The organism is Pseudomonas sp. LBUM1673 (assembly GCF_059695645.1).
The window spans coordinates 6,659,407-6,679,615 of the sequence record NZ_CP166780.1 but is presented as its reverse complement, the minus strand read 5'-3'; the positions used below and the strand labels follow the sequence as shown (position 1 = coordinate 6,679,615).

The following is a 20,209-nucleotide window of genomic DNA, read 5'->3' as shown; positions in this document are numbered from 1 at the left end:
TATGGATGCTGAATGTCACACCGCATTCACGAGCAAGCCCGATCCCACAAGGTATTGCACTGAATCAGTGAGGATGAGGCGGGTTCATCAGAACGCTATCCGCCATTGCCCCATCACCCCATGATTACGGCTATCACTGCCGATTTCGCCGGTGACGCCTACGCCCAGCGTGTGGTGGGCCGAGAGCCCCAGGTCGAGCCCGGCATCAAGCGACAGGCTGTCGCGATCAAACGCTGCCCCGGCGATGTCGAAACGTTTCCCGCCCTTGACCAACTGTTGGCGCGTTTCGCTGTCGAGCTCGCCGTAGATGTGTTTCCAGCCGGCGCTGAATCGCGGTGTCAGGCGCATGCCGTTGTCCAGTGTGTTCAGCTTCGCCGCGCGCAGGCCGAAGGTGCTGCTGAAGTTGTCCTGGGTTTGCCCATAGACTTTCAGCGCTGCATCCCCACCTTTTTCGGTGTGGTTGTCACGCTGGTAGCGTTGATAGCCGACGCTGGCGAATGGCTCGACCGTCACATTGTTGCGGCCCAGATTGAAGCCCGCTTCGGCGAAGGCCTGCTGAGTGTTGGCGTCATAACTGCTTTTGAGGCGGTCGTTGAATCCGTTGAATGCGACCCGACGTTTGCTGCTGCCTTCATGAGTGGCGTAGGTAGCACCGAGACGCAGCGCCAATGGGCCGTCCTGGCGCACCGCATAAGCACCCAGGTGCCAACTGTCGAGATCGCCGTCGAATTGCCGGGCATCGAGTTTCGTCTGTGATTTTCCGCCCATCACCCCGACTTGCCATTGCTCGTCGAGCCGCCAGTCGGCGCCCAGAACGAGGCCTTGGGTGGAATGTTTCAGCGTGTTGTCAAAGTCGCTCTCGATTTTGCCGCCATTGCCCAACGCCTGAAGCCAGACGCGGCTGCTGTTTTCACTACCAGTGGCAAGGCGTGGAGCTTTGTCGGAGAAAGTGCTCGTGCCGTTATCCAGCTGGCGCATGGCTGAGAGCATGCTGGCGCTGACCGGGCTGACACTGCTTAAAGTGGCTTTTGCGAGGTTGGCGTTGCTACTTGCGGCCAATTGTTCAATGGCGACGGAGGCATTGGCCTTGTTGCTGGCCAGTAGCGCGCTGATGGCGGCGTTGGCGGTCATGGCTTTGGGGGTGTCCACACTGCGGGCCAGGGCCTGCCCGCTGGCAGAGGTGGCAACTGTCTCGAGCGGCACGTCGTTGCGCGTATAGGTCAGCGTCACTTGAGTGTCACTGTAGGAAGCCTTCGGCGTCATGAATACCAGATTGCTGGTGACTTGTCCGAACTCACCTTCAATCTTTCCGGCGTTCAGCACGGTGTGGACGGTGCTTTGGGCGTAGTTACCGGGAAGACCAATAACATTCAAACCTGCGTTACCCAGTGTGGCCGTACCCTTGACCGTAAGCGCTGAAGCGCCTTCGGTGGCCGACACGATGTAGTCGATAGCCGCGTCTTCGGATAACTCCAGGTTACCCCTGATGATGGGGGCGCTATCTTTTCTGACAAACAACCTTCCATCCACGTACAAATTTTGAACGTCGCCCTTACCGGCAAAGATTGCGCCTTGGTCGACATAGGCATCACCCTTTATCGAGCCGTTGTTCAATAGGGCGGCCCCGGCCTTGACCTCGGCGGTGCCGTTGAAATCATGGCTTAGTGTCCAAAGGCCTCGGGCTACGCGGACACCTTCAAAGTTACTTGTTTCACCAATCTCACCGCCTTCGGTGGCGTTCAGCAGCAAGCCGTTTTTCCCTTCGCCCCCGTCTATACGGCCGTCCCATCGGATGCCATTGTTGATCACGAGCAGGTCGTCGGCCTCTCCCAGCTGCAAGGAGACGCCATCAATGTTTTCGAGGGGCTTTGAAGGGATTGTGTGCTGAGTGGTATAGGCATTCTGGAAGTCGTCGAAAGGGTTCTCTTCGGCTGCAACGACTGCTGCTTCTGTCGCGGAGGGTTCGGGGAACACAAGGGCTTCGTAGAAGGCATCGTCGAACTCGATTGCAGCACTGACAGGTTTTGTCGCTGCCGGCAGAGTTGTCTGATCTTCGTTCGGTGGGGCCGCTGATCGGGCTGTAAGTTCAAGTGGGCCGATGGGTTCGATGTCTTCAAACCCACTGTCAGTGGGGGCTACAGGTTTGGCGGTTTTTTTTCGGGTTTTGGTGGGTTTTGCGTCGGCGTCGACTTGAGGCTCCAGTTGCTGGGCCAGGGAGAACTCTGCACAACCAACTGCAAGCGCAATGGCCAAGACAAGGTGGTGGGGTTTGTATTTGTGTTGAACGGGCATCGAGTACGGCCTCTTTTGACAGGAGGCCAAACTCTAAGAGGGAGGCTATAGGTGCCGATGTCAGCTGCTTCCGACGGGCTTGCGGGGAGTGTCAGATGGTTGTGGAGAAAATGGTCAGTCGCTTGAGTGCAGCTGTTTTTACCCGTTCGAGCTGTGGCTTTTTCATACAATGAATCAAGAAACAGGGGCTATCGCACCGTCAAAAACGCATCTGCTGTACGTTAAAGATCAAAAGATCGCAGCCCTCCTGATAGGGTGTGCGTCGACTAGCTACGGCTCAAATACGCCTTCCCATAATGCCGCTCCATCCGCGCCTGAATCAGCTCCAGCCCGATCGACATCAGCCAATAAATAATCGCCGCCGTCGTCAGCATCTCGATGTAGCGATAGCTCGAACGCCCATAGGATTGCGCCAGGAACATCACTTCCCAAACCCCCATCACCGATATCAGTGACGAGTCCTTGAGCATGGAGATGAACTGGTTGGTGGTGGGCGGGATGATGGTGCGCATGGCCTGGGGCAGGGTGACGCGCCAGAAGATCACGGTTTCGCGCATGCCCAGGGCCAGTGACGCTTCGCGTTGGCCGTGGGGGACGCCGAGGATACCGGCGCGGAAGATTTCGCTCAGGTAGGCGCCGTAGTTCAGCGACAGGGCGATGATGCCGGCGGCGATGGCACCCGGCACGACGCCAAGTTGTGGCAGGCCGAGGTAGATCAGCAGGATCTGGATCAGCAGCGGTGTGCCGCGAAAGAACGAGGCATAGAAGCTTGCGATGCCGAACGCCACCGCGCTTTTCGACAGTCGAGCCAAGGCGGTGATGAAGCCCAGCAGCGACGACGCCACAATCGAGCACAGGCACAGAAACAGCGTCAGCGCCGCGCCTTGCAGAAAGCCGTTGGGCGCCAGGTGCAAACCGATCAGGTTTGGCAGTTTGTCGAGGATGATCGAGAACTTCAGGTCGAAGCTCAGGAAGAAACTCGCGAACAAGCCAAACATCGCTGCCCAGGTCAGGTACAACCGCGTGCGGAAACCGAAGACCCGTTGCAGCAACGACTCAGCCACCGGTTGCGGCGGCTGAGGTGGTTTGGGGAAAGAAGTCATTTGCTGATGTCGGCGCCGATCCATTTTTGCGACAGCTTGCTCAAGGTGCCGTCCTGTTTCAACTGGGCAAACACATCACGTACTTTGGCGTCCCACTGGGCATCGCCTTTTTCGATGGCCACCGAGTTCGGCTCCGAGTACAACGGCTCACCGGCGAGCTTGAAGCGTTTGTCTTCGTTCAGGCGCGGTTGGGCAGTGACAAGGTTGGTGAGGATTGCGTCCAGACGCACACCGGCGCCCAGGCCCAAATCCTGGAACGCGACGTTGTCGGTGTCATACGGGGCGATTTGCACATTCTCGAAGGGGTACTGCAATTGGGTATCTTCAGCGCCTTCGATCACCAGGTTTTTGTTCAGGTAGCTTTCATAGCTGGAGGCGCTGGTGAGGCCGACTTTTTTGCCGCTCAGGTCCTTGGCGCTGTGGATGCTGTTGTCTTTGGCATTGACTACGATCACGGCAGGGGAGGCGTAGTACTCGACCGGAAAATCGAAGACTTCGGCGCGAGCCTTGCTCGGGGTCATGGAGCAGATGCAGATGTCGTAACGTCCGCTCCAGCGACCGGCGGCGATCACATCCCAGGACGGCGTTTCAAGGCGCAGCTTGACGCCCAGTTTGTCCGCCACGGCCTTAGCCACGTCGACGTCGAAACCATCAAGCTGGTTTTGATCGTTGAGGAACGAGAAAGGTGGATAGCTTTCCATCAACACGCCTACCAGTACTTTCTTTTGCTCGATGCGGTCCAGAGTGGCGCCCGCAAAGGCTTGGGTGGAGGCAGCCAGAATCGTCAGGCCCAGGGCCAGCAGCGGTTGAAATTTCACAGTTGATCCCTGAAAAAAAGAGGTTGTTATTAACCGGGTGGTGCGTATTAAATAGTTATAAGAACGACTCTGGTAGTGAGTTATTTTCATAAGCTTATGAGTGAAAAGCATATGGGCGCAAGCAGCACGGTAATTCTGGATGGCGGCATGGGTCGTGAGCTGCAACGCCGAGGGGCGCCGTTCAGGCAACCCGAGTGGTCGGCGCTGGCCTTGAGCGAGGCGCCGCAAGCCGTGGAGGCGGTGCACGCGGCCTATATCGAAAGCGGTGCCAACGTGATCACCAGCAACAGTTACGCGGTGGTGCCGTTCCATATTGGTGAAGCGCGTTTTGCCGCTGAAGGTCAGGCCCTTGCGGCGTTGGCCGGTGAGCTGGCCCGGCGAGCGGTCGATGCGGCGGGCAAACCGGTGCGTGTGGCCGGTTCATTGCCGCCGTTGTTCGGCTCCTACCGTCCCGATCTGTTCGATGCGGCCCGGGTGACTGAACTGCTGACCCCTCTGGTCAATGGCCTGGCGCCGCATGTCGATCTGTGGCTGGCCGAAACCCAGAGCTCGATTATCGAGGCACGGGGGATCCATGCCGGCCTGCCGAAGGACGGCAAGCCGTTCTGGCTGTCGTTTACCTTGAAGGATGAAGACATCGACGAAGTGCCGCGTTTGCGCTCCGGTGAGCCCGTGGCTGAGGCCGCAGCGGTGGCGGCGGAGTTGGGTGTCGAGACCTTGCTGTTCAACTGCAGTCAGCCGGAAGTGATTGGCGCTGCGATTGATGCGGCGCGGGAAACCTTCGAACGATTGGGGGTAAAGATTCAGATCGGCGCGTACGCCAATGCCTTCCCGCCGCAACCGAAAGAGGCCACGGCCAACGACGGTCTGGACCCGTTGCGCGAAGATCTCGACCCGCCGGGTTATCTGCAATGGGCAGCCGACTGGCAGAAGCGCGGGGCCAGCCATTTAGGCGGGTGCTGCGGAATCGGGCCGGAGCATATTGCGGTGTTGGCCCAGAAATTAGCGTGATGCCATTCGCGGGCAAGCCTCGCTCCTACAGGTTTTCGGTTGACCATAAAATGGTGATCGACACAAAACCCCTGTAGGAGCGAGGCTTGCCCGCGAAGGCGTCCTCCCAGACGCCGAAAATTACTGGCGACACTCAACCAGCGTTTTCACCTGCCCCGATTCCGTCTGGTTTTCATCGGACAGCCACCGCTCGACCCCCGCTCCAATCGCCGGCCACTCCGAATCCAGAATCGAATACCACGCTGTGTCACGGTTCTGACCCTTGACCACCATGTGCTGGCGGAATACCCCTTCAAAACTGAACCCCAACCGCTGCGCCGCGTATTTGGAGCGGGCGTTGTCGTTGTTGCATTTCCACTCCAGACGCCGGTAACCCAAGGCAAAGGATTCCTTGGCCAGCAGATAAACCGCCTCGGTACTTTTTGGCGAACGCTGCATCGGTGCGCCGAAGGTCACATGGCCAATCTCGATGCGGCCCTGAGACGGGACAATCGACATCAGGCTGAGAAGTCCCTGTACGTCGCCGTTGGCGCGGTCAATCACCGTGAAAAAATACGGGTCGCTGTTGGCCGCGTGGTTGTTCAGCCAATCGTTGAATGCGCTGCGCTCCGGGAAAGGACCGTAAGGCAAATAGTCCCAGAGCTTCGGATCCGAGCCCGGGCCTTCCAGGGCTTTCCACAAACTGTCGGCGTGACGTGCTGGGTCAAGTTTTTCCAGGCGGATGAAACGCCCTTCGATCAGTTGAACCGAGGGCGGCGGAACACCTTTCCAGTCCGCGAGTGAAGTCGACATACTGCTCTCCTTGAACCTTATAGGACGTTGCGAAACTGGATGAAACCGGGACGCTCGGCGATGCGCTCATAGAGCTGGATCGCGGTGGCGTTGGTTTCGTGGGTCAGCCAATGAACCTTGCAGCACCCATCGGCCTTGGCCGTGGTGTAGACGAATTCGATCAGTTGCCGACCGACACCGGTGCCGCGGGTTTCGGGCGTTACCAGCAAGTCTTGCAGGTAGCAGGAGTTTTCGATGCTCCAGTTCGAGCGGTGGTAGATGAAATGCACCATGCCCACCGCTTTGCCATCGGCCCAGGCCAGCGACCCGTGGGTCGGTTCGCTCGGGTCGAGCAGGCGCTGCCAGGTGCTTTGAGTGACCGCATCGGGCAATTCGGTGTTGTAGAAGCGCAAGTAGGCTTGCCACAACGGCAGCCAGGCAGCGTAATCGTCGGCGGAGACCTGGCGAATGTCGATCTGACTCATGTTGGTTCCTTAACGCATCAAGTGGGCGAGGGCCTGGTCATGCACATCAGGGCTGGCGGCCAGCCCCTCGCGCACACCGGCGATGTCTGCAGCATTGCGGTTCTGGCTGAGCTTGCGTTTGCCCTCCAGACGCTGGATCGGCAAGGCAAAACCGACGATGGCCTTGAGCATCCCATCAATGTAGTCGGTGGGGGCATCGGCGACTTTCCATGGATGGGTGCGACCGGCTTCATGACGATCAGTCAGAGCGCTGACCAGATTGCGCAGGCGATCGGCGTCGGTGAACACTTCGGCCATGCCATAGGCGTGCACGGCGACGTAGTTCCAGGTCGGCACGACTTTGCCGTGTTCGGCTTTACTCGGGTAAAACTCCGGGCTGACGTAAGCATCGGCACCGGCAAAAATCACCAGCGCCTCGGCGCCGTTCTGCAATTCCCGCCATTGTGGATTGGCCCGGGCGAGGTGGCCGTAGAGGGTGCCATTCGGGCCTTGGTCAACATTCAGCAGCAGCGGCAGATGACTGGCTTGCAGGCCCTGTTCACCGTGGGTGACCAAGACAGCGAGACGAGTGTCGAGTATCTGCTGATGCAGTTCATTCAAATCATCGATGGCGAAAGTGCTGGGCGTGTACATGGAAATTTTCCTTGGCGAATGCCTGCATCCTAGGCAGGCTATTGGTCTGTTGTAAGAGCCATTAATGACCAATTTCATAGGTCCATTCCCATGTCGAATACGCCGTTTCCCACGTCGTTCAACCCGGCGGGTATCGAACTCGACCGCCGTCAGGGTTTGAGCCGTCAGCTCTATCAGGCGTTGCGAGTGCGAGTGCTCGACGGACGATTGGCCAGCGGCACCCGACTGCCAGCCAGTCGCGATCTGGCGGCGGCGTTATCGATTTCCCGCAACAGCGTGGTTCGTGCCTACGATCAGCTTTACGCTGAAGGCTTCATCGAGGGGCGTATTGGCGACGGGACGTATGTCGCGCAATTGCCTCAACCCGCGCTTGCGGCGAAAAAACTATCCACAAAAGTATCCACAGGGTTTTCAACAGGCTTACCCACAGCCTTATCCACAAATTGGCTGGATTTACCTGTGATTCCATCCAGTAAAGTTATCCACAGCGGCGCTTTGGGTCGCGTTGAAAAGAACCATTTGGCCTTGCCTCCCAGTGGCCCACCTCGGGCATTTCGGGTTGGCGTTCCAGCGTTCGATCTGTTTCCTTTCGCGGTCTGGGCCAAGCTGAATGCGGCATTCTGGCGTAAACCGGATTTACAGCAGCTGTGTTACGGCGATCCGGCGGGCGATGCGCGGTTGCGCGGCATGATTGCCGCGTACTTGCGCAGTTCGCGGGGCTTGCAGTGCTCGGCTGAGCAAATAGTGATCACCAGTGGTGCGCAGCAGGGGATTAGCCTTTGTGCACAGTTGCTGGTGGAGCCTGGCGATGGGGTGGGCATTGAGAATCCGGGGTATCGAGCGGCGGGTCATGCGTTCGCTGTAGCCGGCGCGCGATTGCACGGGATAGCGGTGGACAGTGAGGGCATTGATTGCACCGAATTGGCGGCGCTCAGCGATTGTCGATTGGCTTATGTCACGCCGTCGCATCAGTACCCGACCGGGGTGGTCATGAGTCTGGCGCGACGTCTTGAATTGTTGGCCTGGGCCGAACGCACCCAAGGGTGGATCGTCGAGGATGACTACGATGGCGAATACCGTTACAGCGGCGCGCCGCTGGCACCATTGGCTGCACTCGATCGGCAGGGGCGGGTGCTGTATGTCGGGACTTTCGGAAAGGTCGCCTTTCCGGCGCTCCGTTTGGGGTATCTGGTGTTGCCTCCGGCACTGGTAGACGCGTTTTCTCAGCGCCGTGCGGTCGATGTTCGACATTCTGAGGTGAGCACCCAAGCAGTGATGGCCGAGTTCATGGCGGCAGGGCACTTTCAGCGGCATATCCGCCGCATGCGCCGGGCCGCATTGGCTCGGCGTGATGCGCTGCTTGCAGGGTGGCCGAAGAATATTCCGGGCATCGGCGCCATGCCGGTCGTCGTGGCCGGGCTGCATGTCACCGTTGCGGTGGACAGCGTCGAACGCGAGCGTGATCTGGTGGCACAGGCTGCCAGCGTAGGTGTCGAGGTCAATGGATTGAGCGGCTATTGGTTGCCCGCCACGGAGCCGTCGCAAATGCGTGCGGGGCTGGTTCTGGGGTTCGCGGCCGTCCCGCCAGCGGCGATCCGCATCGCGCTGGCAAGTCTGACAAGGGCCTGGACAATGTGACGGCTCGAAGACCAGGGCATGACGGGATACCCTGGTCTGCGCATTTATGACGGCTGTTTTGGGAAGAACAGCTCCTTGGCCTGATCTACGGCAATTTCACTACGGTAGCGACTGATCAGTTGACGCTGGTTCAACCCCTCGGTGGTATCGACGGCTGTTCCTTGCTTGATTTGTTCTGGCGTTTTCAAGCGGGCAGAGAGGTACGCATGAACAGGTGCCCACTTGGTCGAGTAATGGAAGTCGGCGAACCAGAGCGTCTGCCCCTCTGTTAAATCCTTGATCTGATACCTGTCGAGATAATCGCGTCGTGGGCCGTCGATTTGAGACCTGTTTTTTTGTTTCTCGATGGAAATTTCACCCCTGTCTTTAAGCCATTTAACGTTATCCATGGTGGGGGGGCTTTGTTTGATTACACTCAGCACGGTTTTGATGGCCAACGTATGAAGCTCTTTGGACTCCTTGTCGAGCGTTGTACGCAAGGATTCGGCCGAACGCTTTTCCTCTTCAGAAACATTTTCCGCATCCAGTCGCGTCTTGATCGCTCGGCTGACGAGTTCCAGCCTCGTTGCATGTTCATGCATGATCAGCCCGATACCGGTCGACGTTCGGTCTGGCTGTTTTACCTGTTCTTCGACCTTCGTCTTGAACGCAGCCAAGCCGTCGATTAAAGCATTGCCCTTGGTGATACTGCTTGCCAGCGCAGGGGTGACAGCTGGGTGAGAGCCATGCCTTTCGTGGGCTACCCACTCGCCTGCTCCCTTGTGGTGGAACGTGACGATGACCTTTTTCGAGAACGGATTCTTGACATCTACCCAGTCGGTCTCTTTCCCGGTTTTCGATAAGCGAGGCTCGCCGCTGACGATGCCCCAATGACGTGTCCTTATGAATTTTTTCCTGGGTCCTGGACGTGGTTCGTAAGGGTTGCCTGCGTTTCTCTGAAAATATCTCTTGTCAAGGGCATGCGCCAGATGACGCAAGGCACGTTTTTTGATGCCGCCGATCTGCCGATTCAGTCGGGTGATTTGTTCCGGGCGGGCGCTATCCTTGTACTCTTCACCAAAGTGCTTCAGATGCTCTTCGATGGCCGTGAACTGTTCGGTCAGGCTTCCCAGCGCGCTGATCTGTTCGTCCAGGCGTATCACGCTTCGTTCATCAATAGCGTCGCGCAGGCTTTGAAACGAGACCGTAACGTTATCCACAATTTGTTCGAGGGTTGCCCAGCCTTCGGGTACGGTTTTGACGCTGTCCAGTGACAGACAGAGATAGCGATACATTTCTAACTGGATGAGTCGAAGATCGTCGATCTTGTAGACGGGCAGTGCTTTACGGTGTTGCCTGATGAGTTCGAAACCTTCCCGACCCAGCGTCTTGAGCGCGCCAAAGCGTGTTTCCATATAGTCCAGACGCTCAATCATGTCGTCACCGACCGTGATCATGCTTTGGGCATCATCAATGTGCTGTTGCTCCAGTACATCGACCTTAGAGTCGATCATGTCCGTGGCTTTTTTCACGGCCGGGCTAAACCGTTCGAGCAGTGCATCGATCTCTGCGAAGGTGAAATTTATTTGCGCGTTGAGGTAGCCGAGCCTGCTTCGTGCGTAGTCGGGCATCGACTCGAAGACGGGCCATTCGATCAGTATTTTCAACGCTGCTTCGTAGCTTGTTCGCTCCATGCTCAGAGCTTTTATATAAACATCGCGCTTAGCCTCCCTGGAGGAGCCTGGGGCATTGGTCACGTCGTCGTAGGCTATTTTCAGCGCGGCCTGTTGCTGCGGTTTCTTCGCTTCAAACCGGTTCAGTTCGTCGAGCAGTTCAATGCTGCGGCGTCTTGCGTCGGCCTTGACGTTTTGCCGGGCACCTTTTGATCCGCTTCCGCGTAAGCGCAGGCGGGTGTCGATGTTCCACTGGCCTTGAGTGTTACTCATCAACAGAGGGCCCGTGCGCGTAGAATCTTTCGCATCGACAATGAGCACTTCATCGCCTTCCACCGTGACTTTGAACCATGTGTTCGTCACTTCGGCATACCATTCTTCTGCATGCTTATAGAGGCCCTTGCGCATGCCGTCGGCCTCGGGCTGCCCAAGGTCTGTGGGCTTGTTCGTGCTGAAGGCTTTCAGGGCGCTCTGACGATTTCTCTGGTTACTTGTCAAGGCACCGTTGGTATGGATGGGCTCATGGTGATCGGGTGGCAGCTCTCCGGTCTTGAGAGGGGCGAGCTTTTCGGTGACGAGTGTTGGTTTCGGCAGGTTTTCCACGTCTGGTACCACCTCAGGCGCGTCTGTTCGACGGCGACTGCCGGTATCCCTGGCGCGGTTGATGGCATGAGTGGTAACCGCCATTGCCATGTTCAGCAGCAAGTCAACGAATGCTTCCCATTTGGTCTGACTGTCGGTTATATCGCTGTCGTTGGTCACTTTTTCCAGATCATCCATGATCTGCCAGAGCCAGGTCGCAACCCCTGCGGTGTTTCCCAGATACGGCAGCGTCAAACTGAAAATCTGCCAGCCAGCCCGTTTGAAGGTCTCCCAGCGGTTTTCGCTGTCAGATACCGACTGACGGTTGGCGAGTTCAACCAGAGCATCGGTATTGGCTTTGAACAACACGGCCAGGAAATCGCCCTTGAGGGTTTCTTGGCCCAGTTGGACGGGACCGCTTTTCATATATGACAGTATGGGGTTTGCCACATATTTCACGACGGCCCAGGGCGAGGGCAAGGGGCCAGGAAAAGTGTATCGGCTGTAATCCTCGCGCACCCCGTCGGGCAGCCATGCCAGTACCGATTGGCGCAGAGGCGCCGATTTCCGGATCGCATATAGCAAGTTGCTGAGCGACGGATATTGGGAAATCGGTGGGTCGAGCAGCGGTCGATAAAGCAGACAAGGACCGGCATCCGGTTCTTGCGGGCCGATCAAGAACATGTTGGCCACGACATCCTCTGAGGTGCTCAGTCCGAAATCGGGTACGAAGACCAGTTTGCGCATGACGATGGTGTGCCCGTCTACCTTGCGATCCGTTTCCTCGGGTTCCATCAGCGCGGCGACATAACGGTAACCCCGTTCGTCTATGTTGGCCTGTCCGCGAATCTTGCGCTCCAACGTGAGCAGCGGTAACTGAATGCGTAACTGGCTGGTATACAACTTTTCGCGGCGGGTTGATTCCGATGAGTCGTCGAGAAGTTTGCTTTTGACCAATGCGGGGTAAGTGCGGCCGATGTCTACGGTGGTAATGAGCTTTTCGATGTAATCGACAGTCATCCACTTGGGCACCGGTTTGCCGTTCTGGTATTTGATTGTCTTGTTCCCGAGGGGCAGGGCAATCAGATTTTGCAGTGCAAGATCCACGAGGCTGAACGTGGTGGTCTCGACTTTGCCGGGAACGATAAAAGTTCCCCAGACAACCAGGCTCTTGACCTCAATCTGGACTTTCTTCAAATCGAGAGTCGAGGCGTCGGCGTGTTCTGTTTGCATCTGCTTTTTCAGAGCGCTCAACGCATAGTCGGTGATGGATGGAATATCGTCCAGGTAGGTTTTGCCGGCTTGCGTACTGCTCAGAGCCGACAGATTCTTCATGTGTCGAGCGAACAGCGTCTGATCGGACTCTGACGCTGCGCGCAACCAGTCGGGCATTTGTTTTTGAAACCACCCCTGGCCGGGGCTTTTTTTAACCACTGGCCCCTCGGTGCCGGGAGGCTTGCTCAATGGGTGGTCTGTATTGCCGGATGTCGAGTTGCCTGAAAGATCAATGGATCCGATGGCCTGGATCTGCATGGCAATCAACGCACAGGCCTGGTGATCGAAAATATTGCCAGCGGGTTCATACAACCGCCATTGGATTTTCTTGCGTTCTACCGAGGTGTCCAGGTGAGCTGCCAGGGACTCTCCCAACGCTTCTTGCGAGTCGAATTTTTCGTAGCCGTTGAGTATTGAATACGTAAGGATGACTTCCTTGCTCTCGATTTCGCCGATCAGCACCACCAGGGACGTTTCGTTCAGATGTCTCACTTCGTCGCCATCGACTTCATCGATATCGAGCAGATAGGCATGAGTCTTGTAGATGTCCTTGGCTTTGCGATCTTCCAGGTCTGGGTTAGCGAACAACTGTCTGGCCATGTTGCATTCAGTCGAGCTCCAGTCTTCGCTCTGTTCGACATTCCAGACCTTGCGCAACGTACTGGAGAGTTCATGCCAGCGCGGGCCCGATGTGTCGTTGGATTCATTCCAGAACGTCAGCTGTTGCTCTTGAAAGGCCGGTAGCATGGCCGGCACAAGTTCATTGAGCAGACGCCCGACCCGGTCGATACGCACGGGCAAATGCATTGCAGGTGTTGTGATCGGTTGTTGGGTCAGAAAATGCAAACCTTCTATCAGCAGCGTCGAATCTTTCTGGATCGCCAGCTCGGCCAGCATATCGCTGAGCGCCTTATAGCGAGTAGGGAGGGCTAAGATTTCGCCATCGACCATTTCCCAATCCGGATCGCCGACCATGGCGATGTGCGGGTCAATGTTTAGTGTCGGATACACCTCTTTGAGGGCTTCTCGCAGTAGCACTGCGGCAACCTCGGGGAAGGAGGGGCCGACGCTCATCTGGTTGACCAGAGCGGCTCCAGGGTCGGCATCAGGCGACGAAGTCGTGGTTGAAGAGGATTGCGTCATAGGATGTTCCTGTCTTGTGATATGGCAATCGCCGGAGCTGAACGCTTAGGCTTTTCCATGCTAGGGACAAGCAAGACAGGCAGGGTGGTAACTATATATAGGCGCCTCGCAACGCCGGGGTGGCGTTGCGAGGTCAGGTTTATGCCACATTCATTGGCCGGATTTGATCCTTGTCCACGCCCGGGTCCGCGCCCGTTCGGCATCGCGAGGTAATGGCTGCAGGGTGTAGAGCGTACTCATTGCCGTTTCGGACGGGTACAGGTTCGGATTGTTGCGAATCGCCGGGTCGACCATTTCCGTGGCGTCCTTGTTCGGGTTCGGGTAGTCGACGAAGTCGCTGACCGGTGCGATGACCTGGGGTTGCAGCAGGTAATTGATGAAGGTGTAGGCGTCTTGCGGATTTTTCGTCCCTTTCGGGATCGCGAGCATGTCGAACCAGATCGGCGCGCCTTCTTTGGGCAGGCGCATGTCGACGATCACGCCATTCTTGGCTTCCCTGGCGCGGTTGGCGGCCTGGGAGAAGCTGCCGGAGTAACCGACCGCCACGCAGATATCGCCATTGGCGATGTCGGCCATGTACTTGGACGAATGGAAGTAGGTGATATACGGACGGATCTTCATCAGCAGCGCTTCAGCCTTGGCGTAGTCCGCCGGCTTCTTGCTGTTGGGGTCCAGGCCGAGGTGTTGCAGGGCCAGCGGCAAGATCTCCGACGGCGAGTCGAGCAGGGCCACGCCGCACTGTTTGAGCTTGCTGATGTTCTCTTCTTTGAAAATCAGGTCCCAGCTGTCCACCGGTGCGTTGTCGCCCAAAGCCGCCTTGATCTTGTCCGGGTTGAAGCCAATCAGAATGGTCCCGTACATGTACGGGACGGCGAATTTGTTGCCCGGATCGTTGGCTTCGATCAGCTTCATCAGCTTGGGATCGAGGTGGTTCCAGTTCGGCAATTTGCTGCGGTCCAGCGGCTGGAACACCCCGGCTTCGATCTGCTTGGCGAGGAATACGTTGGACGGCACCACCACGTCGTAGCCGGAGTTGCCGGTCAATAGCTTGGCTTCCAGCGCTTCGTTGGTGTCGAAAATGTCATAGACCAGTTTGGTCTGGGTGTTCTGGGCCTTGAAGTCTTCCAGCGCTTTGGGGGTGATGTAGTCGAACCAGTTGTACACCCGCAAAGTACGTTCTTCAGCGTGAACGGCGCCACTGAGTACCGTGGCGCATAGCACTGTGGAGAAGAGCGCTGGCGCGATAAAACGCTTGAGTCTGTTCATTGTTCCAATTCCTCATTGGGCGCTTTCAAAACCTTCGAGAACGTTCACGGTGTTGATGCCGATTTCTTCTACCGCGTAACCGCCTTCCATCACGAACAGCGTGGGCTTGCCGAGGCCCGCGATGCGCGCGCCCATCGCCAGGTAATCCGGGCTGTCGAGTTTGAATTGGGAGATCGGGTCGTCCTTGAACGTATCGACGCCCAGGGAAACGACGACGATGTCGGCACCGTACTTTTCGATCTCTTTGCAGGCTTGTTCCAGCGCTGCGCTCCAGCTGTCCCGGCCAGAACCGGCGGGCAAAGGGTAGTTGAAGTTGAACCTTTCGCCTGCGCCTTCACCGCGTTCGTCTTCGTAGCCGAGGAAGAACGGAAACTCGACTTCCGGATGGCCGTGGATCGAGGCGAACAGTACGTCGTTGCGCTCGTAAAAAATTGATTGGGTGCCATTGCCGTGGTGGTAATCGACGTCGAGGATCGCGACCTTTTTATGGCCCTGATCAAGGAATGCCTGAGCGGCGATGGCGGCGTTGTTGAGGTAGCAATAACCGCCCATCAAGTCACTGGCGGCATGGTGTCCTGGTGGACGGCCCAGGTCTCGATACTGCACGCGCTGCAGAACATGGTCGGCACGGGAAGGCATTTCGAAGCAGGGCATCAGTTGCCCGTCCATCAATTCACAACGGCCGTGGTGCAGGTGATGATCGTCCGAGTAGATCATCAGCATTTCTTGTTCTCCGCAGGCTGATTCGATTGAACACAGTCTTGCGGCGGGTGGCGTTTGGGAGAACGGCAGGAAAGGCCAAAAAGGGATTGATATGGCCAAAAGATTTGACCGGAATTCGCCCCTTGATGGCGCACCGATGCCCTCGAATGACGCATCCGACCCCTGTAGGAGCGAGGCTTGCCCGCGAAGGCGTCCTCAAGTGCGCCAAAAGCTTCGCGGGCAAGCCTCGCTCCTACAGGTTTTGGTGTTGGATCAGATAAGTTCGCCGCACAGGTCGAGTTCTACAAGCTGCCGAACTTCAGCGGTTTCAAGGCCTGCCCCCAGCAGCGCATGCAACTTGCCGAGCGCCGCCTCGCGGGTCATGCCGCCACCGGACAACACACCGGCGTCGCGCAAGCGGCTACCGGCCTCGTACACGTCGAGCTGCACACCGCCTTCATGGCATTGCGTGACCGCGACCACCACAACACCGTTGTCCCGCGCCCGCGCAAGGCTGGCGAGAAACTCAGGATTGTCGCTCGGCCCGGTGCCGCTGCCGTAGCACTCCAGCACCAGGCCCTGAATCCCACTGTTCAGCAGGCCATCCAGCTGCTCGGCGCCGATGCCTGGGAACAGCGGCAGTACCGCGACTTCCGCCAGTTGTTTGGGCTGGTTGTAGTTCAGCTGCGCCGGCACGGAAGTCGCCTTCACACCGCCGCCTTGGCGCTCCAGCCGCTTGAACGGATGACGACCGAAACTGCGAACCTTCGCGCAACGGGTCGGCGCCAGCATCTCGCCGTGGAAGTACAGGTGGACACCCGGCGCCAGGCCCTGGCCAAGGGCAGCCAATGCACCGCTGAGGTTTTCCCAGGCATCGCTGTCGGTCACGCCGGCCGGCAGCATGGAGCCGGTGAAACATACGCGGGCGTGCAGGCCGAGCAATTGAAAGCTCATGGCCGCGGCGCTGTAGGCCAGAGTGTCGGTGCCATGCAGGATCAACACACTGTCGCAGCCTTGAACATCAACGGCGTCGACCACCGCTTCACGCAGTTGCTGCCAGTACGCGGGCGTCATGTTGGCGCTGTCGATCAGCGGCGACATCTCGCGAAAGCGCCACTGCGGCACTACCAGATCGGGTTGGCTGTGCAGGTAGTCGCGCATTCGTGCTTCGAACCCGGACGCCGGAGCCAGGCCGTGGGTACTGGCTTGCATACCGATGGTGCCACCGGTGTAGAGCACCATGACGTGCTGGGCAGCAGGAAAAGTCGAGGAATTCATGGTCATTCTCCGAAAACGATGACTTGTGGGGGCGGGCTTGCTCGCGAAGGGAGCGATGCGGTCTTGCGGACTCGAACCAAAACGGCAGCTTCATTGGGCTGCCACAGCGTCAGGCCAAGCATGACGCTGACCGAACGCTGTGTCACGCCGGGCGCAGGGGGTGCGCCCGGTTTTTTACCGATCAGCGTTGCGCTGCGGTCACGCCTTCCGGTTGAGCCTGTGCCTGAGGAACGGCTGGCGGATTGGCCGGCCAGGCTTTCAGGTCCAGGTCCAGGTCCGGGAATTTGCTCGAATCGAACACCGGAGTCTTGATGCCGGCAGCACGCTGGTCATCGTAGTCACGCAGGATGCGCATGGCGACCTTGAACAGCAGGAACAGCGCGATCAGGTTCACGAAAGCCAGCAGGGTCATGGTGATGTCAGCGAAAGCGAACACCGTGCCGAGGTTCTCGATCGCGCCCCAGAAGATCAGTACCAGTACCAGCGCGCGATAGCCCATCAGCGCCTTGCGGTTTTCGCCGAGCAGGAAGCGCAGGCTGTTTTCGCCCAGGTAGTAGTTGTAGAGAATCGAGGTGAACACGAACAACGCCAGTGCGACGCTGATAAACATCCGGCCCCATTCACCGACTACCGCAGCCAGGGAGTTCTGGGTCAGGGCAATGCCGTCACCTTCGAAACCCGGAGTGTAGAAGCCCGACAGCAGGATCAGCAACGCGGTGCAGGTGCAGATCAAGAAGGTATCGAGGAACACGCTGAACGCTTGCACCACACCTTGTGCGACCGGGTGCTCGACCTGCGCCACAGCGGCGACGTTCGGCGCACTGCCCAAACCGGCTTCGTTGGCGAATACGCCACGTTTCACGCCCATGACAATGGCGCTGCCGATCAGGCCACCGAAAGCTTGATCCAGACCGAAGGCGCTTTTGACGATGGTCATCAGCATGCCCGGCACGTGCTCGAATTGCAGCACGATCACGTAGATGGTTACACCGATGTAGGCCAGGGTCTTCACCGGAACCAGCAGGTCAGCGACCTTGGCGATACGCTTGATGCCACCGATGAATACCAGACCCAACAGCGCCGCCAGGCCCAGCCCGGTGTAGGTGGTGTTCAGGCCGAAGGCGCTATTGAGCGAATGGGTCACGGCGTGGGATTGCAGACCGTTGAAGGCGAAGCCGAAGGTCACCAGCAGCAATACGGCCATGATCATGCCCAGCCAGCGTTTCTGCAGGCCGTGCTGGATGTAGTAGGACGGGCCGCCACGGTACTGGCCTTCGGAGTCGCAGCGCTTGTAGAGCTGGCCGAGGGAGCATTCGAAGAAGCTGCTGGACATGCCGACCAGCGCGGTCACCCACATCCAGAACACTGCACCGGGGCCCCCGAGGGTCACGGCGATGCCGACACCCGCGATGTTGCCCGCACCGACACGGCCGGCAAGGCTGAGCATCAGGGCCTGAAACGAGCTGAGTTGACCGGCGCTGCTGCGCAGGCTGTCACGGAACACCGCGAACATGTGGAAGAAATGACGGAACTGAACGAAACGCGAGCGGATCGTGAAGTAGCTACCGAGCCCGACAATGAGCACGATCAGTACTTTCCCTGAGAGGAAGTCGTTGATGACTTCGAGCATGGCTTATTCCTCGCTATTTTTTGTGTGTGCGAATACTGGGTGGTCCGACACATCGCATTTCACCCTCTTGCGCGTGGCACAGCAGGTGGGCTGAAGGTTCGTCCCTGTTCCATATCGCGGGTTTTATTAGTTCGGGTTTCGCATGGGTTTGGGTCTCGTTACCGACGACCGCTCAAGCGAAGAGGGCCGGCACTATACATAGGAGAGTGCCTTCCGTCTGCACGATTGTGGTGCAAGCGACGAAAACGAGATGGCTGCAAATCAAAAATCGCAGCCTTCGGCAGCTTCTACAGGGGTGTCAAACCCTGTAGAAGCTGCCGAAGGCTGCGATCTTGGCGGCACTGAAAACACTCCATGTTCGGAAATCCGCAAAGATTTAAAAAAAAGGGCTTGAGGGAACAAATCCCCAAGCCCTCAAAAGGTGAGAGGTGTCTAGTCCCTCGACCTGGTGAGCGGTGCTCTTCAAAAGAGCCAGCGTTTGGTTAAGCCTTCAGAGGCACCAGACGCGGAGCGATCATGTTTTCCGGGCGCAGGATGTCGGCGAGCATTGCTTCGTCGAGCAAGCCTTCTTCGCGCACCAGTTCCAGCACACCGCGGCCGCTTTCAAGGGCGACACGGGCAATGCGGGTGGCGTTTTCATAGCCGATGTACGGGTTCAGCGCGGTGACCAGGCCGATCGAATGCTCGACCAGTTCACGGCAGCGCTCTTCGTTGGCGGTGATGCCGACGATGCAGTGCTCGCGCAGCATGTCCATGGCGCGTTGCAGCAGGCGGATCGAGTCGAAGATCTTGAAGGCGATCAGCGGCTCCATCACGTTCAGTTGCAGCTGGCCGCCTTCGGCCGCGATGGTCAGGGCCAGGTCGTTGCCGATGATCTGGAAAGCAACCTGGTTCACGGCTTCCGGGATAACCGGGTTGACCTTGCCGGGCATGATCGAGCTGCCTGGCTGACGCGCTGGCAGGTTGATTTCGTTGATGCCGGTGCGTGGGCCGCTGGACAGCAGGCGCAGGTCGTTGCAGATCTTCGACAGCTTGACCGCGGTGCGCTTGAGCATGCCGGAGAACAGCACGAAGGCGCCCATGTCAGAAGTCGCTTCGATCAGGTCGGCGGCTGGAACCAGCGGTTGACCGCTGATCAGGGCCAGACGCTGAACAGCCAGGGCCTGGTAACGCGGGTCGGCGTTGATGCCGGTACCGATCGCGGTGCCGCCCAGGTTCACTTCGGTCAGCAATTCAGGCGCCAAGGTTTTCAGACGCGCCAGGTCTTCGCTCAGGGTAGTGGCGAAGGCGCGGAATTCCTGGCCCAGGGTCATCGGCACGGCATCTTGCAGCTGGGTACGACCCATCTTCAGAACGTGGCTGAATTCTTCGCCTTTAGCGGCGAACGACTGGATCAGGCTGTCGAGGCTGGCCAGCAGCGCATCGTGGCCCAGCAGCAGACCCAGACGGATTGCGGTCGGGTAGGCGTCGTTGGTCGACTGCGCCATGTTCACGTCGTTGTTCGGGTGCAGGTACTGGTATTCGCCCTTGCTGTGGCCCATGGCCTCCAGCGCGATGTTGGCGATGACTTCGTTGGCATTCATGTTGGTCGAAGTGCCAGCGCCGCCTTGAATCATGTCCACCACGAACTCTTCGTGGAAATCGCCGCGGATCAATCGGGCACAGGCTTCGCTGATGGCAGCGTGCTTGGCTTCGCTCAGGTGACCCAGCTCGCGGTTGGCGTCAGCGGCGGCCTGTTTGACCATCGCCAGACCAACAACCAGTTTCGGGTAATGCGAAATCGGAACGCCGGAGAGACGGAAATTGTTCACCGCTCGCAGGGTCTGGATGCCGTAATACGCTTGAGCAGGTACTTCGAGTACGCCAAGCAGGTCTTTTTCTGTGCGGAAAGATGCAGCGGAAGACATGATAGAAATCATCTCGATATGGA

General features: G+C 58.1%; 15 protein-coding genes. 3 read left to right on the top strand and 12 right to left on the bottom strand.

Annotated features, from left to right (window positions below; all coding sequences use genetic code 11):
- Positions 1-87: 87 nt before the first annotated feature.
- The 3 genes from ACA044_RS30545 to ACA044_RS30535 all read right to left on the bottom strand — a co-directional run bounded on the left by ACA044_RS30545 (position 88) and on the right by ACA044_RS30535 (position 4,213).
- Positions 88-2,292: an autotransporter outer membrane beta-barrel domain-containing protein gene (locus ACA044_RS30545; protein ID WP_497444547.1), complete on the bottom strand. Its 2,205-nt coding sequence runs from the start codon at positions 2,290-2,292 to the stop codon at positions 88-90.
- A gap of 266 nt (positions 2,293-2,558) precedes the next feature.
- A complete protein-coding gene (locus tag ACA044_RS30540; RefSeq protein WP_230174604.1) occupies positions 2,559-3,395 on the bottom strand; it encodes an amino acid ABC transporter permease in 837 nt (278 codons plus the stop codon).
- Positions 3,392-4,213: an ABC transporter substrate-binding protein gene (locus ACA044_RS30535; protein ID WP_497444546.1), complete on the bottom strand. Its 822-nt coding sequence runs from the start codon at positions 4,211-4,213 to the stop codon at positions 3,392-3,394. Before ACA044_RS30535 ends, ACA044_RS30540 begins: the two co-directional genes overlap by 4 nt.
- A gap of 111 nt (positions 4,214-4,324) precedes the next feature.
- On the opposite strand from ACA044_RS30535, the gene ACA044_RS30530 reads away from it, so the two are divergent.
- Complete coding sequence (locus tag ACA044_RS30530; RefSeq protein WP_497444545.1) at positions 4,325-5,224, top strand: homocysteine S-methyltransferase family protein; 900 nt, start codon at positions 4,325-4,327, stop codon at positions 5,222-5,224.
- Positions 5,225-5,344: 120 nt separating this feature from the next.
- Here ACA044_RS30530 and ACA044_RS30525 read toward each other — a convergent pair whose 3' ends face one another.
- The 3 genes from ACA044_RS30525 to ACA044_RS30515 are packed head-to-tail and all read right to left on the bottom strand — an operon-like array spanning position 5,345 to position 7,113.
- On the bottom strand, positions 5,345-6,016 hold the full coding sequence (locus tag ACA044_RS30525) for a GNAT family N-acetyltransferase (protein ID WP_497444544.1): 672 nt from the start codon (positions 6,014-6,016) through the stop codon (positions 5,345-5,347).
- A gap of 17 nt (positions 6,017-6,033) precedes the next feature.
- Complete coding sequence (locus tag ACA044_RS30520; protein WP_497444543.1) at positions 6,034-6,480, bottom strand: GNAT family N-acetyltransferase; 447 nt, start codon at positions 6,478-6,480, stop codon at positions 6,034-6,036.
- Positions 6,481-6,489: 9 nt separating this feature from the next.
- Entirely contained in the window at positions 6,490-7,113 is a 624-nt protein-coding gene (locus ACA044_RS30515; RefSeq protein WP_497444542.1) for an FMN-binding negative transcriptional regulator, read from the bottom strand.
- Between the two features lie 90 nt (positions 7,114-7,203).
- Between ACA044_RS30515 and pdxR the strand changes: the two genes are divergently transcribed.
- Complete coding sequence (gene pdxR / locus ACA044_RS30510) at positions 7,204-8,751, top strand: MocR-like pyridoxine biosynthesis transcription factor PdxR (protein ID WP_497444541.1); 1,548 nt, start codon at positions 7,204-7,206, stop codon at positions 8,749-8,751.
- Between the two features lie 44 nt (positions 8,752-8,795).
- Here the strand turns inward: pdxR and ACA044_RS30505 are convergent, their stop codons facing one another.
- From ACA044_RS30505 to ACA044_RS30485, 5 genes are all read right to left on the bottom strand, one after another.
- The gene (locus ACA044_RS30505) at positions 8,796-13,403 is read right to left on the bottom strand and encodes a dermonecrotic toxin domain-containing protein (protein WP_497444540.1); all 4,608 of its coding nucleotides are present in this window, start codon (positions 13,401-13,403) and stop codon (positions 8,796-8,798) included.
- Between the two features lie 150 nt (positions 13,404-13,553).
- A complete protein-coding gene (locus ACA044_RS30500; RefSeq protein ID WP_497444539.1) occupies positions 13,554-14,669 on the bottom strand; it encodes a polyamine ABC transporter substrate-binding protein in 1,116 nt (371 codons plus the stop codon).
- 12 nt (positions 14,670-14,681) lie between these two features.
- Positions 14,682-15,392, bottom strand: coding sequence for a histone deacetylase family protein (locus tag ACA044_RS30495; protein WP_497444538.1), 711 nt, complete (start codon positions 15,390-15,392; stop codon positions 14,682-14,684).
- 252 nt (positions 15,393-15,644) lie between these two features.
- A complete protein-coding gene (locus ACA044_RS30490) occupies positions 15,645-16,649 on the bottom strand; it encodes an asparaginase (protein WP_497444537.1) in 1,005 nt (334 codons plus the stop codon).
- A gap of 181 nt (positions 16,650-16,830) precedes the next feature.
- Complete coding sequence (locus tag ACA044_RS30485; RefSeq protein WP_497444536.1) at positions 16,831-18,279, bottom strand: alanine/glycine:cation symporter family protein; 1,449 nt, start codon at positions 18,277-18,279, stop codon at positions 16,831-16,833.
- A gap of 250 nt (positions 18,280-18,529) precedes the next feature.
- Here ACA044_RS30485 and ACA044_RS30480 point away from each other — a divergent pair, with 250 nt between their 5' ends.
- Positions 18,530-18,673: a hypothetical protein gene (locus ACA044_RS30480; protein WP_497444535.1), complete on the top strand. Its 144-nt coding sequence runs from the start codon at positions 18,530-18,532 to the stop codon at positions 18,671-18,673.
- Between the two features lie 88 nt (positions 18,674-18,761).
- On the opposite strand, the gene aspA is transcribed toward ACA044_RS30480, so the two are convergent.
- On the bottom strand, positions 18,762-20,186 hold the full coding sequence (gene aspA, locus ACA044_RS30475) for an aspartate ammonia-lyase (protein WP_497444534.1): 1,425 nt from the start codon (positions 20,184-20,186) through the stop codon (positions 18,762-18,764).
- Positions 20,187-20,209: the final 23 nt, after the last annotated feature.

Excerpts from the sequence above, each read along its gene's own strand:
- ACA044_RS30545 (WP_497444547.1), bottom strand. The coding sequence starts at position 2,292 with ATGCCCGTTCAACACAAATACAAACCCCACCACCTTGTCTTGGCCATT.
- ACA044_RS30540 (WP_230174604.1), bottom strand. The coding sequence starts at position 3,395 with ATGACTTCTTTCCCCAAACCACCTCAGCCGCCGCAACCGGTGGCTGAG.
- ACA044_RS30530 (WP_497444545.1), top strand. The coding sequence starts at position 4,325 with ATGGGCGCAAGCAGCACGGTAATTCTGGATGGCGGCATGGGTCGTGAG.
- ACA044_RS30525 (WP_497444544.1), bottom strand. The coding sequence starts at position 6,016 with ATGTCGACTTCACTCGCGGACTGGAAAGGTGTTCCGCCGCCCTCGGTT.
- ACA044_RS30520 (WP_497444543.1), bottom strand. The coding sequence starts at position 6,480 with ATGAGTCAGATCGACATTCGCCAGGTCTCCGCCGACGATTACGCTGCC.
- ACA044_RS30515 (WP_497444542.1), bottom strand. The coding sequence starts at position 7,113 with ATGTACACGCCCAGCACTTTCGCCATCGATGATTTGAATGAACTGCAT.
- pdxR (WP_497444541.1), top strand. The coding sequence starts at position 7,204 with ATGTCGAATACGCCGTTTCCCACGTCGTTCAACCCGGCGGGTATCGAA.
- ACA044_RS30505 (WP_497444540.1), bottom strand. The coding sequence starts at position 13,403 with ATGACGCAATCCTCTTCAACCACGACTTCGTCGCCTGATGCCGACCCT.
- ACA044_RS30500 (WP_497444539.1), bottom strand. The coding sequence starts at position 14,669 with ATGAACAGACTCAAGCGTTTTATCGCGCCAGCGCTCTTCTCCACAGTG.
- ACA044_RS30495 (WP_497444538.1), bottom strand. The coding sequence starts at position 15,392 with ATGCTGATGATCTACTCGGACGATCATCACCTGCACCACGGCCGTTGT.
- ACA044_RS30490 (WP_497444537.1), bottom strand. The coding sequence starts at position 16,649 with ATGAATTCCTCGACTTTTCCTGCTGCCCAGCACGTCATGGTGCTCTAC.
- ACA044_RS30485 (WP_497444536.1), bottom strand. The coding sequence starts at position 18,279 with ATGCTCGAAGTCATCAACGACTTCCTCTCAGGGAAAGTACTGATCGTG.
- ACA044_RS30480 (WP_497444535.1), top strand. The coding sequence starts at position 18,530 with ATGGCTGCAAATCAAAAATCGCAGCCTTCGGCAGCTTCTACAGGGGTG.
- aspA (WP_497444534.1), bottom strand. The coding sequence starts at position 20,186 with ATGTCTTCCGCTGCATCTTTCCGCACAGAAAAAGACCTGCTTGGCGTA.